We start from the raw sequence: 15,522 nt of genomic DNA, 5'->3' as shown, positions 1-15,522 counted from the left end.
GGGGGGGGGGGGAGAAGGGAGGGGGGGGGGGGGGGGGGGGGGGTAAAAATCGACTGGGAATGGCGTGGATACATTTCTCCCTCCTGGAATGTTGTATGAAAATCCACCGAAAAGCCGGTTAATACAGGATACATTAACCCAAATCGTTTAGTGTAGTGTCAGATGTCACATGGGAAAACAAACGTTTTTGGTCTCGGCTCAGCCTGATGCAGGTATTGGAAAAATAGATAAAAAAAGCCAAATTATCCTCTCTCATCCCATCCTCCCGTCACTGCCCCGCGCTCCGCGTGGAACATGCGTTCCGGGATGCCTTCTCCCAGCCCATCGTTTAAGCCGGAGGGCTGTGAACAAATGTATCTCTTCATCCGCATATGTGGGGCTGGGAAGCCGGTCCCGGCGCAATTCCGGGAAAGGTGCCCGAAGGGCGGATGAGGGGGAATCCTAGCAGGTGACGTTTTTCGACCTCTTTCCTTTCGCCAAACCCGGCTTTTCCATCGCCTTTCACGGGTGGGTATAATTGCCTTATTCCATAATTTCCTTCCCACAGGAGCGCTAATCCATGCCCCGAACTTTCCGCAATCCGATCCTCCCCGGGTTCTATCCGGATCCGTCCGTCTGCCGCGTGGGCGGGGATTTCTACCTGATTAACTCGACCTTCGAGTTCTTCCCCGGCTTGCCGATCCACCACAGCCGCGACCTGGTCCACTGGCGGCCGATCGGCCACGTGCTCACCCGGCCGTCGCAGCTCAACCTCGACGGCATCCGCCCCTCCGGCGGGTTGTACGCGCCGACCATCCGCCACCACGACGGCACGTTCTACGTGATCAACACGCTGGTGGACGGGCAGAAGGAAAAGGGCAACTTCATCGTCACCGCGCCGGATATCGCGGGGCCGTGGTCCGACCCGGTTTGGTTGGAGAACGCGCCCGGAATCGACCCCTCCCTGCTCTTCGACGATGACGGACGCGTTTGGTTCGTCGGCAACCGTCACCGAGCGAAAGCGGAATACCAGGGGCATACCGAAATCTGGCTGCAGGAGTTGGATCGGAAATCGCTGCAGCTAACCGGCCCGCAATATCCGTTGTGGGAAGGCGCGTTGAAGAAAGCGGTGTGGGCTGAAGGGCCGCACATCTACAAGATCAACGGCCTCTACTACCTGCTGATCGCCGAGGGCGGCACCGGACACAACCACGCGGTCACCGTCGCCCGCAGCGAAACGGTCACCGGCCCCTACGAGGGCAACCCCCGCAATCCGATCCTCACCCACCGCCACCTGGGGCTGGATTACCCGATCGTCGGAACCGGCCACGCGGACCTGTTCGACACCCCCCAGGGCGATTGGTGGATGGTGATGCTGGCGATGCGGCCCTACGGCGGCTACTTCTACAACCTCGGCCGCGAGACCTTCCTGGCTCCCGTCGTGTGGGAGGAGGGCTGGCCGCTGGTCGCCCCCGGCGCAGGCCGGGTGGAACGCGAATCCGCCGCCCCCGATCTGCCCGAGCATCCCTGGCCCGCGCCGCCGGCTTGCGATCATTTCGACGCGCCGACCCTCGGCTTGCAGTGGGATTTCCTGCGCACCCCGCGCGAGGAATTCTGGAGCCTAAGCGAACGCCCCGGGCACCTGCGCCTCAAATTGCGTCCGCAGACGCTTTCGGAATGGTCCAATCCCAGCTTCGTCGGCCGCCGGCAACAGCACATGAACTTCACCGCCCGGGCGGCGATGGAGTTCACCCCCAACAACAGCGACGAATGCGCCGGGATCGTCCTGCTGCAGAACGACAACTACCACTTCCGTTTCGTCGTCACGCGGGAAAAGGATCCCGCGGCCGTGCTTATCAAACGCGAAAAGGGGGAGGATGCAGTCCTGGCCAAGCGCCCCGTTGGCGGCGGCAAGCTGTATTTCAAGGTTTCCGCCGCCGGCCAATCCTACAACTTCCATGTCGCTTCCGAATACGAGCAGTGGATCCCGGTCGCGGAAAACGTCGACGGGCGGATCCTCAGCACGCCGATGGCGGGCGGGTTTATCGGCGCCTATCTCGGGATGTACGCCAGCGCCAACGGCAAGCCGAGCTCGAACTGCGCGGATTGGGATTGGTTCGAATACGCCGGCGTGGATGCCGGGCCGGGTTGAACGGCGCGCGGCGTTTCGTCCGCGCCGGTTGAGGATTTCACGATCCGGTTTGCCCTTCTCCCCGCCGCTCGGGGGAAGGCGGCCGGCGGTTGAGGACCGGGAAAAAATACCGTCCTCCCTGCGCGCTTCCGGCAGGGGGGACGGATTAAAATGCGCCATAAGCGCGGCATGAAGCTCTCGGCCTTTCCATGATTTCCAAACCGGATGAGACCGCCGCTCGTCGGAGGTTCGGGGGTTTTCATTCCAAGGATCGACCTTACTGGACGTATCGCATGGCGTTAAATGGGCACCCGGAAAAGATGCAGTACGGAAAAAATTACCATGGTCGCGACGGTGCCGATGATGAAAATGAAGATTACCGCGATGGAATCGATCCACTATGCGTGCTTCTGGTGAAACACCCTGAAATGCCCCCAACCGATCAACACTTTCTCAAGGAGATTGCCGGGCGGTTTCCCCGCTCCAATCAACGCGGACGCCTTTCGAAAATACATATTAAACAACCAATACAGCACGCCAAAAAGGATGGCGAATACCGCTAGCACCAAGATAAAATTTTGGTAATAAGTAAAAACGGTGAGGGAAAAAACGTAAAACGAAAAAAGGAATCCCCCGATCAAAACCCCGTAGGTCACCAGTTCATGGATGAGAGTGTCGATCCAATCCCTGATCTTTTCCGAGAAATCATTGGAATCGTTAGAATCGTCCATGGCTCCTCCACACCGCATTCCCGGCCCCGCGGCCGCGATTCGCGCCCGCGGAATTTTCCACCATCCGGGTTTCGGACGGCGGCGGCTTTCCCGGGGGGAGGCAAAGCCGGCGGACGGCTACGTCCGCGGGAGTTTGAAATACCGGCTTTTCGGGCTCCCGCCTTCCATCCTTCTTTCCATGAAATAGCCGATGACGACGATCAGTATTCCAAGGTTGATGTTGATCAGGATGATTAATCCCAACAGGTAGGCGGCGGATTTTATCTCCTCGGTGGAGGATCCGGTAAATTCGAATATCCTTCCGTCTTTGCCGATCGCCATTGCGTAGGTTTTCGAATAATTTTCAAGCTTTCGACAGCGGATGACGATGCTTTTGACATTCAGGATGTCCGGAATCTCGCAGGTGGAGATGTCCTCGTCATAGGCAAGGTATTCGTCGACCTCGGTTGTTTCCAGCCAAACGTTCTTCCACCCCTCGTTTTCCTCGATGACCGAAAAATGCTTGTACGTTTTTCCGTCCTTGCCCTTGACATACCCGTATTCGACGACGTACTCCGCCTCGGACGGCGGTTTTCCCAAATCGTTCCATTGGGTCAGGAAGATCATGGACAAATTTCCCCGGAGGAGCAGCAATTCCAGGGTCCCGACCAAACAAACGCAAAGGGAAATGTATAAATATTTGCGCAGATACGAAAACGGGTTTTGCATATTTCCTTCCATCGGCGGCGCACGAACAATCCGTTTGGCAGGTTGTTGACGATTGGGACAATTATACTTGTCTTGCACCCCAAGGGCGTTTTTTTCGGGACGAAAGGCGAATTCCATCCGGCGCGCAAGGGGCGATCGGCAAACGCCGCCCGGGGAAGATCCGCCCGTAATGGGTCCAATCCTTTTTGGCCGGAAGGGAACCGCCGGGGGAAACAAACCTGACCCACACGTGACCGGCGCCGCATTCTCCCGAATGCCGCAGGACACGGATCAATTCACTCGGAGATGGAATTTGCTTGGTTCCGCAAATTTTGCGCGAGACAGTTCCATCCTTCATCGTACCGGGGGGAGTCTTCGGCGCCCCGCCCCCGGGTTCCGGACGGCCGCAGAAAATCCATCGCGCGCGCGGGGCAATCACCCGATTTTCTTTTTGCCGCTTGTATTCATTGTGCAGATTCCGAGGCAGGCTTCCGCGCTGATTGAGTAGCGCCGCCTTGGGCGTTATTCCCGCCGAAGGACCGGGGTCGTAATGCATTCGAGCCGCGGGAAAGAGGATCCGGGAGTTGTCTGCCGGAAAAAGGGCGGTCCTCCCGGCTCATTCAACCTCCAGCCGCAGCACGCTCCCGGTATCCGTCGCCGCCCACACCGCGCCGTCGGGCGTCCGCGAGAGGGCGACGATCACTCCCTGTACCGGCGAGGGAACCCTTCCCCACTCCGTTCCGTTCCAATGCAGCAGGCCGTTCCCCGCCATCCACCCGTCGTCGGCGGCGGTCATCAGAACCGCATCCATCCACACCACGCCCGGCGGCACCGCGTAGGAAACCCAATCCGATCCGTCCCAATGCAGGAGCACGCCGGGATTGGAGGAGGAGGGCGAATCCTCGGCGATGCCCGCCGCCCACACATCATCGGCCGCCGCGCCGCCGACCGCCAGCAGGCGGTAGGCCTCCGGCCAGGTCCGGTAGGTCCATTCTTCCCCATCCCAGTGCATGACCAGCATTTGGTCGCCGCCGCCCACGGCCCACCCGTCGTCCGGTGAGGAAAAGTGCATCGCATACAGCGAGCAGCGGCACGGCGGCGGTTCGGCGAACAGCGCCGCTTCGCTCCACGCCCGGCCGTCCCAGCGCACGATCCACGGCTGGCTGAAATCGCCCCCTTCCAGGGCGCCGGCCGCCCAGCCGTCGTCCGGATCTGCGAAGCCCAGGGCGTGGAAGCGGATGTAGAGCGCGTTGTTCCCGGCGCCGCGCGCCATGTACGGACGTTCGACCGCCCATTCGCTCCCGTTCCAGCGCAGGATCTGACCGCCTTCGCCGGCCGCCCAGCCGTCGTCCTCCGAGAGAAACGCCACGGCGTTCAGCGCCTGCCCGGTCGGGCTTTCGGCCGCGAACCACTCGCTTCCGTCCCAATGCGCGAGCAGGCCGTTCTCGCCCACACCCCAGGCGTCGTCGCCGGCGAGGAACGCCGCCGCCTGAAGCGGGACCGGCACTTTTTCGATTTCGCGGCTCCAACCCCCGCCGTCCCAACGCCAGATCATCCCCGCCCGCGATTTTCCGGGGATCCACCCGGCCGCCCACGCCTCGCCGTCCGCCGGAAAATCCAGCGCCAGCACCTCGCCGTCCGGCCCGTCGCCGGAAAAGGCGACCCAATCCTCGCCGTCCCAGCGCAGGACGATGTCGCCGCGGTTCCACGAGCCGAGGATCCAACCGTCTTCCCCGTCCGGATCCATCACCATCCGGCGCGGGCTGGGCGCCATCGCCGAGTACGTCCACCACTCGCCGAGGGCGTAGCGCAGGATCACGCCGTCCCGGCTGGACGCCCATCCGCTGGTGATCGAGGTGAACACCAATCCGTCGAGGTCCTTGTCGGTCGGCGATTCCACCGCCCGCCACGCGGATCCGTCCCAATGCAAAATCACCCCGCCGTCGCCGACTGCCCAGCCTTCGGTCGGGGTGAGGATTTGGATCGCATTCAACGCCGGCGATCGGTTGACCGCCGACCATTCCTTGCCGTTCCAGCGCATGAGGGAATGATGCGTCTCCGCTCCCCGGGTTTGGACGCTGATTCCCCAGGCGTATTTCGCATTCAGGAAGGACAGATCCACGACCAACCCGGTCTCGCTCGGATTGGGATAGACCTTCCATCCCGATCCGTTCCAATGCAGCAGACGGCTGCGGTAGCGCATCTCCCCGGGAGCGACGGCGTAGGGCTCGTCGGCCACCGCCCAGGCGTTGTCCGCGGCGAGGGCGAACACCCGCCGGATGTCGCTCCCGGTCGGGCTCTCCTCCTCCCGCCATTCCCCTTTCTCCCTGCGCAGAATCACCCCCCGCTCCCCCACCGCCCAGCCTCCGCCGCCGGGCAGCATGGCTACGTCGAGCAGCACCCGGTGGCACGGATCGGGCGAGCCGTCCGGGATGCACGACCAGCGGTACGGATTGTGGGTCGGCTCCGGGGTAGGCGAAGGCGCCCAGCCCAGGTCGGCCGTCATCGTCGGGGTGATGGTTTCGGTGGGCAGCGGGGAGGGCGTGCGGATTCCGGTCGGGGCGCCGAAGGTCAATCCGGAATAATCCGGCGTTTGGGGGAGTGGGCTGGGTTTGGATGATCCGCCGAGAAACGGCAGGGAACAGCCGGCCAGCAAACAAATCCCGACTGCGCTGATCACTCTCCCCGGACGGATCATGGCTAATTTATATCATACCTCCCCTTTTCCTTTCGAGATTCGCGGTTGAGCTCTTTCCATGATATGCTCTTGCTTCCGAAGGATTCGCCGCCGATCCTAAAAGTCAGGAAAATGGCCTTCCTCCGCAATTTTTCAACAAAGCGCGTCCTGTCCACAATATCGGTCCTGGCCTTATTGTTGCTGGTGCTGTGCGCAGGCAGCGGCTTCATTATGGTTAAGCAAAGAGAGGGGTATCCTGGCCTTATCGCGGCCATCGATCGCGACTGGCTTCAAAGGACGGATGTTGCTCGGTATTATTATAAATTGGCCTGGCATCATGCCGAAGAAATCACTGAGATCGGCAATTACATGACCATCCCCGAACTCCTTCACATAACACAGCTCATCGATCCATGGATTCAGTATTTCCAGTCTTTGGTGGATGGGGAAGGCGATACAAAAATAATCACAGCCGATCATGTGGACGATTTGCTCGACATGCTCGGATTCTTTTCCGCGCGCGGAAGCCCAGCCCTGCGCCACGATATTGAAACGGAACTACAAAGATTAAATCCTTCAGATTTCATCGGCTTAAGCATGACGGAGGCCTGGAATCACTTACACGAAATTTGGAAGGGCCAAGATCCCCTGATCCTTTCATTCCTGGACAATCCCGATGGATGGATTCCGCAGCCACACGGTGAAATGCTCTCCGATGATTTTTACGGAGAATATTGGCGCGTGTTTCGAGTGCAGAATCCCGGATTCGCATTCGCTTATCCGGCCGACTGGACGGTATATGCGATGCGTTCGGAAAACAACGGCGCGCAAAAAATAAAAATCTGCAATTATGATGAAAGGATTTTTACTCCGGATATTCTGCTAGCCGATATTGAATGCATCCGGGTGGATGTTGCCGCCGAAACCGATCCCTCACGATCTTTGGAAGACGCCGCCAAGTACTCTTTTTGCCCGGACTACTCTTTTATCCGTTGTGAGATCCTGACCCATCAGGAGGATCTTGTCGCCAAGCCAAACAGCATCCTTCTCGTCTACCAGCGGAAGGATCTTTCTTTCCTCGGCAGAGTTATGTCGGTCTACCGGCTGCCATCCGGCAGCCTAGTGAATTTCTCCATAGACCTCCAAAGGTATACGTCCAGGGAATACAAAGCCATTATTACATCCTTTATCCCGGATGGCGATGGATCGATAAAGTCGCCGAAGATAATTCCGGAGGAACCACAGCCTTTTTCCTGGAGCGACCGCTCAAGGGTGGAACTGGAGATTACCCCGTTGCCGACCGGAACTCCCTGGCCTACTCCTTATCCGCTTTCAGAATGGACCCCGCAGGGAACCCTTACGGATGGGCCTTACGCGGAGTACTGGGCAGAATACCGTGATCAGAAGGATCAATACGGGTTCGCCTACCCTGCAGATTGGACTCTACGAAGTCAGCAGGACGAATACGTTGAAGAAAAATGGATGCAAGTCTGCAATCACAACGCCGAGGAGTACGATCCAAACAATCGGTTAATGATCTGCTTCTTCGTTTTTGAAAATCAATGCGACCCGTCTCTTTCATTGGAAGAAGCCGCCTATCGGCTCCTGGACGACAATAATTATTATATTAAAGCATTAGAGTTTGTCCCAGATCGAAAAGCGGATCCCCCTCGGGTAATTATCCATTACAGGTTTTTTTCCGAATACGATCCTCCTGAAGCAATTCGAGAAACCGGATATTGGATAATCTTTCAGAATCCAAATGGAAAATTAATTATCTTAGGGGTTTTTGAACGGGAAATGACGACCGCGGAAATCCAAGCCATGATTAATTCATTTGTGTTCGGTTTGGATACTGCGATCATTTCACCGGGCTTCATTCCCTCCCCGCTGGTGGATTTCGGCCCCTGATCGATTTTCCCAATCCCTGTCCCAGTCTAATTGCCGCGTCCGTCGCCGGGCGCGGCAATATGCCAGGCCGCTGTGGGTGATCCTTGAAGGGAAACGCCGGTATGCGGATCCCTCCCCCATTTGCGGATGGAAAAATCCATGGATTCCATGACTTCGATTCCGCAAATGGGGGAGGGAAGGGAGGGGGTCAGTGCCGGTGGCGCTTGCGCTTCGATTTCTTCTCCTGCGGCGTCTGCGCTTCGCCCGGCCCGGCGGCGGGCGCCGCGGGAAGGCGCGCATCCTCCGGCGCGGCGCCCCCCGCGGCCGGAGAGGCCGTGCGCAGCGACATGCGGAACAAGCGCGAGACCACGCCGGTCCGCACCTGCTGCATCAGGTTCTGGAACAGATCGAAGGCTTTGCTCTTGTATTGAACCAGCGGGTCGCGCTGGGCGTAGGCTTCCAGCCCGACCGACGTGCGCAGGGCTTCCATTTCCGTGAGGTATTCCACCCAGGATTGCCCGACCACCCCGAGCATCAGCTCGCGGTGGGCCTGGGTGACCACCCGGTCGCCCGCCATCAGGATCGCCTTCTCGCGCGCCCAATCCGGCAGTTGGCGGAGCGGCGCCTCGAGGTCCACGCTTTCCCATGGGCCGGCGATTTCCGCTTGCATCCTTTTTTGGAAGTCCGCCGGCAGGGAATGAAAGGTCTGTTCCCCGGTCCGCACCCAGATCTGGCGCCCCCATTCGGCTCGCAAAACGTTGAGGGCTTCGAGCAGGTGCTCTTGTATCCGCCGGGTGAGGGCGTCGGCGCCGCGGGCACCGTGCTCCGCCGCCAGCTTGGCCGCCAGGTGCACCCAGGTGAATTGCGCCGCGGTGACCGCGCGGCGCTGGTGGGTCCGTTGATCGAAGACGGTCTGGGTCCTCAGGGTCACGGATATCAGCAGTTTGACCAATTCCTCTTCCCCGGCCGGCTCCGGCGGCGCACTCCGGATCTGGTCTTCGACTCCGCGCACGATTCGTGTCCGCCGCTGGGCAAGCGCCTGCGAAAGCAGGTCGCTCAGGCGGGAGGCCGTCTCGTCGAAATCCTCCTCCGCAGTGGGAGCGCGCTCCGGAGCGAGTCCGGTGCGGCGCTGCAGCCAGGAGCCGGCCTGGGCTGCGGCGCGCTCCCAGGCCGCTTGCTCGGCCTGATCGTACAGGTGTTGGCGGAGTTTATGGGCTTGGTCCGGCGCCATCAGCTCGCGCGGCACGGTGCGGGTGTCGACCGGGGCCGTCTTGGCCACCCGTTCCAGGATCGACCGCGGCGTCAGATCGCCGTCCTGCTCGCGGGCCTCGATCTCCGCGCCTTCCCACGCCATCTCCAGCGCTTCGCGGTTCTCCCGCGCCCATTCCTTGGCCCGCTCGGCGATGCCCTCCATCTGCTTCTCAAAAGCCCGGCTCAGGTATTCGGCTTCCTCGTCCAGGGCCCGGCCCGCCAGCTCCACAAGCCGCTGTAGCCGCCGGGATTCCGGCTCGTCGAGCAGCTCCTCGAGGATGATCCGGTGGGCGAAGGACGGATACGGCCTGCCTTCGGCAGAGCGCATCGTCGGCTGGATATCCTCCAGCCAGGCCATCAGCCGCCACGGATCCTCCTTCTCCTGCTCCGCCGTGTGCACGTGCCGGCGGATGTCCTCCTCCAGCATCGCGCGGATGTCTTCGCGGAGGTCGTCCTTGGCGAAGATCCGCTCGCGCATTTCGTAGACTTTGGCGCGCTGTTTGTTGAGCACGTCGTCGTACTCGAGGAGGTGCTTGCGGACGTCGAAGTTCGCGCCTTCCACCCGGCTCTGGGCCTGCTCGATCATCCGGCTCACCAGCCCGGATTCCATCGGCACGGCGTCGTCGATCCGCATGGTCTGCATCATCCCCGCCACCTGGTCGCCGCCAAAGCGGCGCATCAGGTCGTCCTCCATGGAAAGGAAGAAGCGCGAAGAGCCGGGATCGCCCTGGCGGGCGGCGCGGCCGCGCAGCTGGTTGTCGATCCGGCGCGCTTCGTGGCGTTCCGATCCGAGCACGTGCAGGCCGCCCAATTCGCGCACCTTCTGCTCTTCGCGCATGTGCTTGCGGAAATACTCCACCTCCGACCCGTATACGCCGATCTGCTCCGGGGCCGCGCGTTCCAGCTGTTTCCAGCGCTCGGCGTTGGTCAGGTTGTACGGATCCTCCACACCCGTCCGGCGCAGCACGCGGTTGATCGCCGCGTACACCTCTTCGGCCAACTCGCCGCCGAGCTTGATGTCGACTCCGCGGCCGGCCATGTTGGTGGCGATCGTCACCGCCCCGTACGCCCCGGCCTCGGTGATGATCTGGCTTTCTTCGGCGTGCTTCTTGGCGTTGAGCACCTGGTGGGGGATGCCTTTTTGCAGGGCCTGCATCAGCCGCGGATGGGAATCCTCCGGCAGGGCAAGCAGGTGCATCAGCCGATCCACGTTGCCGGGCTCTTCCGGATTGAGCGGAAGCTCCAGCGGCTTGGCGATGGCGCGCAGGACGGAGGGCGCCAGCTTCCCGAGCGGCTCGGCCAGGGGATTGAGCTCCTCCACCTGGCGGCCGTCCTCCTCGCGGTTGTGGGTTTTAAACCAGGCGTCGCGCAGGAGCAGGGTCAGCGCCAGCTTGCGCAGGGGCTCCGCCCGCAAGCGCTCCGAAAGGATCTCCGAACGTTCGACCGACGTCGTGCCCACCAGCACCGGGCGCCCGAGGACGTGCATCTGCAGAATTTCGGCGCACACCGAACGGAACTTGGCTTCCTCCGTCCGGTAGATCACGTCCTTGTAGTCCTTGCGCCGCCAGAACACGGGGGTATCCGGATCCGCCTTGCGGGCGAAGAAAAAGAACTTGTTGCCGTTCTCCCGGAACGGCACTTCGACCAGATCCATCTCCTGCCGCCCGGCGAGGTATTCGAGGTTGGTCGGGATCGGGGTGACGTTCAGGGTGTAGATTTTGTGAAATTCCTCGGCTTCGGTCAGCGCCGTGCCGGTCATCCCGGACAGCTTGGCGTACAGACGGAAGTAATTCTGCAGGGTGATGGTGGCGTAGGTGACGTTTTCCGGCTGGACCTCCAGCCCTTCCTTGGCCTCGACCGCCTGGTGCAAACCGTCGGACCACCGCCGGCCGTGCATCAGCCTTCCGGTGAATTCGTCGACGATCACCACCTGCCCGCCCTGGACCAGGTAATCCCGGTTGCGGCGGAAGAGCAGTTCGGCGCGCATCGCTTGGCTCAGGTAGCCGGCCAGCCGCGCCTGCTCGGGCGTCACGTCCTCCGGCCTGTCCGGATCGCGCAGGGGCTGGCCGAGGATCTGCTCGATGTGGCTTTCCCCCGCCTCGGTCAGGTTGACCGTCCGGTCGCGCTCGTTGATCTCGTAATCTTCCGGGCGAAGCTGACGCACGGCCTGGGCCATGCGCTTGTATTCCTGCTGTTCCTCGGCCGCCGGGCCGGAGATGATCAGCGGAGTCCGCGCTTCGTCGATCAGGATGTTGTCCACTTCGTCGACGATGGCAAAGTTGCGCTCCCGCTGGACCCGCTCCTCGCGCCTCAAGGCCAGGTTGTCGCGCAGGTAATCGAAGCCGAACTCGTGGTTGGTGCCGTAGGTGATGTCGGCGGCGTACGCCTGGCGCCGGTCCACCAGCCGCAGCTTGTCGCTGTCCTCCTGGGTGGATTCCCGCGCCGGATCGACCAGGAAGGCCTTGCGCGCGTTGTCGGTGCGGGAGGCCTCCTGCAGCACGCCCACGGTCAGGCCGAGGCCCATGTAGATCGGCGCCATCCAGCGGGCGTCGCGCCGGGCGAGGTAGTCGTTGACCGTCACCAGGTGGGCGCCCTTGCCCGTAAGCGCGTTGAGGTACAGCGGCAGCGTGGCGACGAGGGTTTTCCCCTCGCCGGTTCGCATCTCCGCCACGGTTCCCTGGTGCAGGACCATTCCGCCGACCAGCTGGACGTCGTAGTGGCGCAGGCCGATTGCCCGGCGCGAAGCTTCGCGCACCGCGGCGAACGCCTCCTCCAGCAGGTCGTCGAGGGATTCGCCGTCCTCCAGCCGCTTGCGGAATTCCGCCGTCTTGCCCCGCAAGGCTTCGTCGGAGAGCGCTTGATAATCCGCCTCCAAGCCGTTGATCCTTTCGACCGACGCGGAGTAGCGTTCGATATCGCGGCGGTTGGGATCCCCGCCGACCAGGCGAATGAGCGAGTTCAGCATTGAGGTGTGGTTTCCTTTATGGAGAATCTCATGATATCCGGGATGCTGTCATTGCGGGGGGACGGAGGCCCCGAAGCAATCTCCTTAAAATGGCGGGAGATTTCTTTGCCGGCCCGCCTCCGGCGGGCCTCCAAGCTTTGGCATGGAACGAATCACTCATGAAACAGCTCGCCCACGCTCCGCCCTTCGTGCGTGCGGCGGATCACCTCGCCCAACAGCGGGGCGACCGAGAGCACCACCAGCCGGTTTCCGAGCAGGGCCTTCTTCTCCGCCGGGATCGGAATGGTGTCGGTGGTGACGAACTCGCGGACCGGCAGGCCGGCCAGCCGTTCAACGGCCGGACCGGAAAGGACCGGGTGGACGAACGACAGATAAACGTCGCGGGCGCCGAATTCTTTGACGGTCTTCACCGCCTGGCAGATCGTCCCGCCGGTGTCGATCTCGTCGTCGACGATCACCACGTCGTGGTCCTCCACGTCCCCCACCACGGTCAGCACTTCGGTCAGCGATTTGTTGCCCTTGCGCCGCTTTTCTATGAAGGCCATGCTGCATCCGAGCGAGGCCGCGAAGTTGCGGCCCTTCTTGGCGAACCCCAGGTCGGCGGTGACGATCACCGGTTCGTGCATCTTCTTCTTCTTTTTGGAAAAATATCCGCTCAGGATCGGAAAGGTGGTCAGCACGTCGCCGCGCACGGAGAAAAATCCCTGGATCTGCCCGGCGTGCAGGTCCAGGAAGATATAGCGGTCCGCGCCGGCGGCTTCGATCAAATCCGCGATCAGCCGGGCGGTGATCGCCACCCGCGGCTGGTCCTTCTTGTCGGAGCGCGTGTAGCACAGGTAGGGAACGACGGCCGTCACGCGGTCGGCCGAATCCTGCTTGAGCGTGCGCAGGGTGATCAGGAGCTCCATGAAGTTGCGGTTGACCGGCGAGGAGGTGGTCTGGATGATGTAGACGTCCTGGCCGCGCACGCTGGAATGCAGGCGCAGGAAGACGTTCTCGTTCGGAAAATCCATCACGTCGTGGCCGCTGAGCGGAATGCGGATGTATTTGGAGATCGCCGCGGCCAAGTCCACCGATCCGCGGCCGGCGAAGAGCTTGATCCCATTGTAGCTTGCCATGCCTGTCCTACTCCTTGGGGTTGCCGGGAAGGGCTTGCCACTCCCGGCGCAGGATGGAATAGAGGTGCATGTCCCAGTAGCGGCCCCGGTAAAAATGCGCCTCCCGCATCGAGCCTTCCCGCACGAAACCGGATTTCTCATACAGGCGGATCGCCCGCCGGTTGTATTCCATCACCCGCAGCTGGATTCGGTTCAGGTTCAGGGTTTCAAATCCGAAGCGCAGCAGGGTCCGGAGGATATCCCGGCCGTACCCTTTGCCCCAGTATTTCTTCACCCCGATGAACAGCCCGCATTCGGCGAAGCGGTTGCGCTGATCGACGACATGAAACCCCGTCCCGCCGACATGCTCCCATTTCCCCCGGCCCCGGTCCAGGTCCACCGCCAAGGCTTGCTGATCCGGGGGCTGCTTGAGGTTCTCCTCGTACCAGCGCTCCTCGTGGGCTAGGCTCATCGGCATCTGGCTCGAGAGGTTCTCGCTGACGGCGGAATCGGCGAACCAGGCCACGTACCGCGGCAGGTCGTCCCGTTCGATCGCGCGCAGGCGGATTTTTTCTCCGAAGTAGTGCATCGCATTTCCTCGAACCCCTCCCCTTCCCTACCCACCCCCCTATGGTCCCCCTATTCCAAAGGAATGGGGGGACGTGATTGTGGGGGGAGGGCGGGGTTACTCTCCCAACAACTTCTCCGCCGCATCCTCCGGCGAGCACTCGCGGGCGGCGATCCGTTCGATCCACCCCGCAAGCCCGCGCGGGTTGGAGGATTGCCAGCGTTCGAACAACCGCTCCCGCATCCGCTCGCGCAAATCCGCCTCGGCCCGGTCCCGCTCCCGCTTGCGGTCGGCGCCGGTCCGGCGCAGGAAATCGCGGTGTTCGCGGATCGCGGCGGCCAATTCCTGCCCGCCTTTTCCGGCGGCGGCGGTCGTCAGGATGATCGGCGTTTCCCAACCCCCCGCGCCGCCGGACGAGGGTCCGAGCATCGCCCGGAGCGAGGCGGCGGCCGAATCCGCGCCGGGCAGATCGGCCTTGTTGACCACCAGGATGTCGGCGATCTCGAGGATTCCGGCCTTGAGCGCCTGGATGTCGTCGCCCAGTCCCGGCGTTTCGACGACCACCACCGTGTGGGCCCGGCGGGCGATCTCGACTTCGTCCTGCCCGACGCCCACCGTCTCGACCAGGATCACTTCGAAGCCCGCCGCGTCGAGGGCGCGCACGGCCCCTTCGCTCGCCCGCGAAAGGCCGCCGAGCTGCCCGCGGGAGGCCATCGACCGGATGAACACCCCCGCGTCGCCGGCCAGATCGCGCATCCGGATCCGGTCGCCGAGGACGGCTCCCCCCGAGAACGGGCTGGTCGGATCGACCGCCAGAATGCCGACCGTCCGCGGCGGTTCGCCGCCGGCGCCGAGGCGGAAGGCGCGGGCCAGCACGGCCGCAAGGGTCGATTTTCCGGTGCCGGGCGCCCCGGTGATGCCGACGATCATCGCCTTGCCGGTCCGCCCGTGTAGCCGGCCGAGGATCTCCCGCGCTTCGGGATCCTCCCGCTCGATCCGGCTGATCAGGTTGGCGAGAGCACGGCGGTCGCCCGCCGCAACGAGGTCGGTCTGGGTCGGCATCCGTCGCGCTTTATCCGGGCTGGGGTTCTCCCAACAGCCGCCGGATGGCCTCCGCCACGTCGGCGGTGGGCGTCCCCGGGCCGAACACTTCAGCGACCCCCGCCGTCTTCAGATCGGGAATCTCGGCCTCGGGGATGATGCCCCCAACCAGGACCCGCACGCGCTCGAGCCCCCTTTCTTTTAATAGCCGCATGACGCGCGGGATCAGACTGCCGTGCGCGCCGGATAGGATCGACAGGCCGATCACGTCGACGTCTTCCTCCAGCGCGGCATCGACGATCATTTCGGGGGTCTGGCGCAAACCGGTGTAGATCACTTCCATCCCGGCATCCCGCAGTGCGCGGGCGACCACCTTCGCCCCGCGGTCATGCCCGTCCAACCCCGGTTTCGCCATCAGAACGCGGATTTTTCGCGCTGCCATCCTGCGGATGAAGGGCTCCTCTCACCCCGAAATTGCCGGCCGTCTTTTTCGAAATCGGCGTTT

Annotated in this window: 10 protein-coding genes; 3 read left to right on the top strand and 7 right to left on the bottom strand. The window is 62.3% G+C overall.

Annotation, left to right across the window (positions count from 1 at the left end; all coding sequences use genetic code 11):
- The first annotated feature begins 559 nt into the window (after nucleotides 1-559).
- Entirely contained in the window at nucleotides 560-2,131 is a 1,572-nt protein-coding gene (locus tag JW929_16020) for a glycoside hydrolase family 43 protein (protein ID MBN1440915.1), read from the top strand.
- Between the two features lie 188 nt (nucleotides 2,132-2,319).
- Nucleotides 2,320-2,673 (top strand): hypothetical protein, encoded by a 354-nt coding sequence (locus tag JW929_16015; protein MBN1440914.1) that lies wholly within the window; start codon nucleotides 2,320-2,322, stop codon nucleotides 2,671-2,673.
- 285 nt (nucleotides 2,674-2,958) lie between these two features.
- Here JW929_16015 and JW929_16010 read toward each other — a convergent pair whose 3' ends face one another.
- Nucleotides 2,959-3,447: a hypothetical protein gene (locus tag JW929_16010; GenBank protein MBN1440913.1), complete on the bottom strand. Its 489-nt coding sequence runs from the start codon at nucleotides 3,445-3,447 to the stop codon at nucleotides 2,959-2,961.
- 697 nt (nucleotides 3,448-4,144) lie between these two features.
- The gene (locus tag JW929_16005; GenBank protein MBN1440912.1) at nucleotides 4,145-6,208 is read right to left on the bottom strand and encodes a hypothetical protein; all 2,064 of its coding nucleotides are present in this window, start codon (nucleotides 6,206-6,208) and stop codon (nucleotides 4,145-4,147) included.
- Nucleotides 6,209-6,337: 129 nt separating this feature from the next.
- Here JW929_16005 and JW929_16000 point away from each other — a divergent pair, with 129 nt between their 5' ends.
- Nucleotides 6,338-8,116, top strand: a complete 1,779-nt coding sequence (locus JW929_16000; GenBank protein ID MBN1440911.1) for a hypothetical protein — start codon at nucleotides 6,338-6,340, stop codon at nucleotides 8,114-8,116.
- 187 nt (nucleotides 8,117-8,303) lie between these two features.
- On the opposite strand, the gene JW929_15995 is transcribed toward JW929_16000, so the two are convergent.
- The 5 genes from JW929_15995 to JW929_15975 form a co-directional block, all read right to left on the bottom strand.
- The gene (locus JW929_15995; protein MBN1440910.1) at nucleotides 8,304-12,311 is read right to left on the bottom strand and encodes a hypothetical protein; all 4,008 of its coding nucleotides are present in this window, start codon (nucleotides 12,309-12,311) and stop codon (nucleotides 8,304-8,306) included.
- 152 nt (nucleotides 12,312-12,463) lie between these two features.
- Complete coding sequence (locus JW929_15990) at nucleotides 12,464-13,429, bottom strand: ribose-phosphate pyrophosphokinase (protein MBN1440909.1); 966 nt, start codon at nucleotides 13,427-13,429, stop codon at nucleotides 12,464-12,466.
- A gap of 7 nt (nucleotides 13,430-13,436) precedes the next feature.
- A complete protein-coding gene (locus JW929_15985) occupies nucleotides 13,437-13,997 on the bottom strand; it encodes a GNAT family N-acetyltransferase (protein ID MBN1440908.1) in 561 nt (186 codons plus the stop codon).
- Nucleotides 13,998-14,093: 96 nt separating this feature from the next.
- Nucleotides 14,094-15,038 carry a methylmalonyl Co-A mutase-associated GTPase MeaB gene (gene meaB / locus JW929_15980; GenBank protein ID MBN1440907.1) on the bottom strand — a complete coding sequence of 315 codons (945 nt, stop codon included), beginning with the start codon at nucleotides 15,036-15,038 and terminating at the stop codon, nucleotides 14,094-14,096.
- A 10-nt stretch (nucleotides 15,039-15,048) separates the two neighbouring features.
- The gene (locus JW929_15975; GenBank protein ID MBN1440906.1) at nucleotides 15,049-15,459 is read right to left on the bottom strand and encodes a cobalamin B12-binding domain-containing protein; all 411 of its coding nucleotides are present in this window, start codon (nucleotides 15,457-15,459) and stop codon (nucleotides 15,049-15,051) included.
- Nucleotides 15,460-15,522 lie beyond the last annotated feature (63 nt).

This window comes from Anaerolineales bacterium (genome assembly GCA_016928575.1).
Lineage (GTDB): Bacteria > Chloroflexota > Anaerolineae > Anaerolineales > RBG-16-64-43 > JAFGKK01.
This window is presented reverse-complemented; position numbering and strand designations above follow the sequence as displayed.

Excerpts from the sequence above, each read along its gene's own strand:
- JW929_16020 (MBN1440915.1), top strand. The coding sequence starts at position 560 with ATGCCCCGAACTTTCCGCAATCCGATCCTCCCCGGGTTCTATCCGGAT.
- JW929_16015 (MBN1440914.1), top strand. The coding sequence starts at position 2,320 with ATGATTTCCAAACCGGATGAGACCGCCGCTCGTCGGAGGTTCGGGGGT.
- JW929_16010 (MBN1440913.1), bottom strand. The coding sequence starts at position 3,447 with ATGATCTTCCTGACCCAATGGAACGATTTGGGAAAACCGCCGTCCGAG.
- JW929_16000 (MBN1440911.1), top strand. The coding sequence starts at position 6,338 with ATGGCCTTCCTCCGCAATTTTTCAACAAAGCGCGTCCTGTCCACAATA.
- JW929_15995 (MBN1440910.1), bottom strand. The coding sequence starts at position 12,311 with ATGCTGAACTCGCTCATTCGCCTGGTCGGCGGGGATCCCAACCGCCGC.
- JW929_15990 (MBN1440909.1), bottom strand. The coding sequence starts at position 13,429 with ATGGCAAGCTACAATGGGATCAAGCTCTTCGCCGGCCGCGGATCGGTG.
- JW929_15985 (MBN1440908.1), bottom strand. The coding sequence starts at position 13,997 with ATGCACTACTTCGGAGAAAAAATCCGCCTGCGCGCGATCGAACGGGAC.
- meaB (MBN1440907.1), bottom strand. The coding sequence starts at position 15,038 with ATGCCGACCCAGACCGACCTCGTTGCGGCGGGCGACCGCCGTGCTCTC.
- JW929_15975 (MBN1440906.1), bottom strand. The coding sequence starts at position 15,459 with ATGGCAGCGCGAAAAATCCGCGTTCTGATGGCGAAACCGGGGTTGGAC.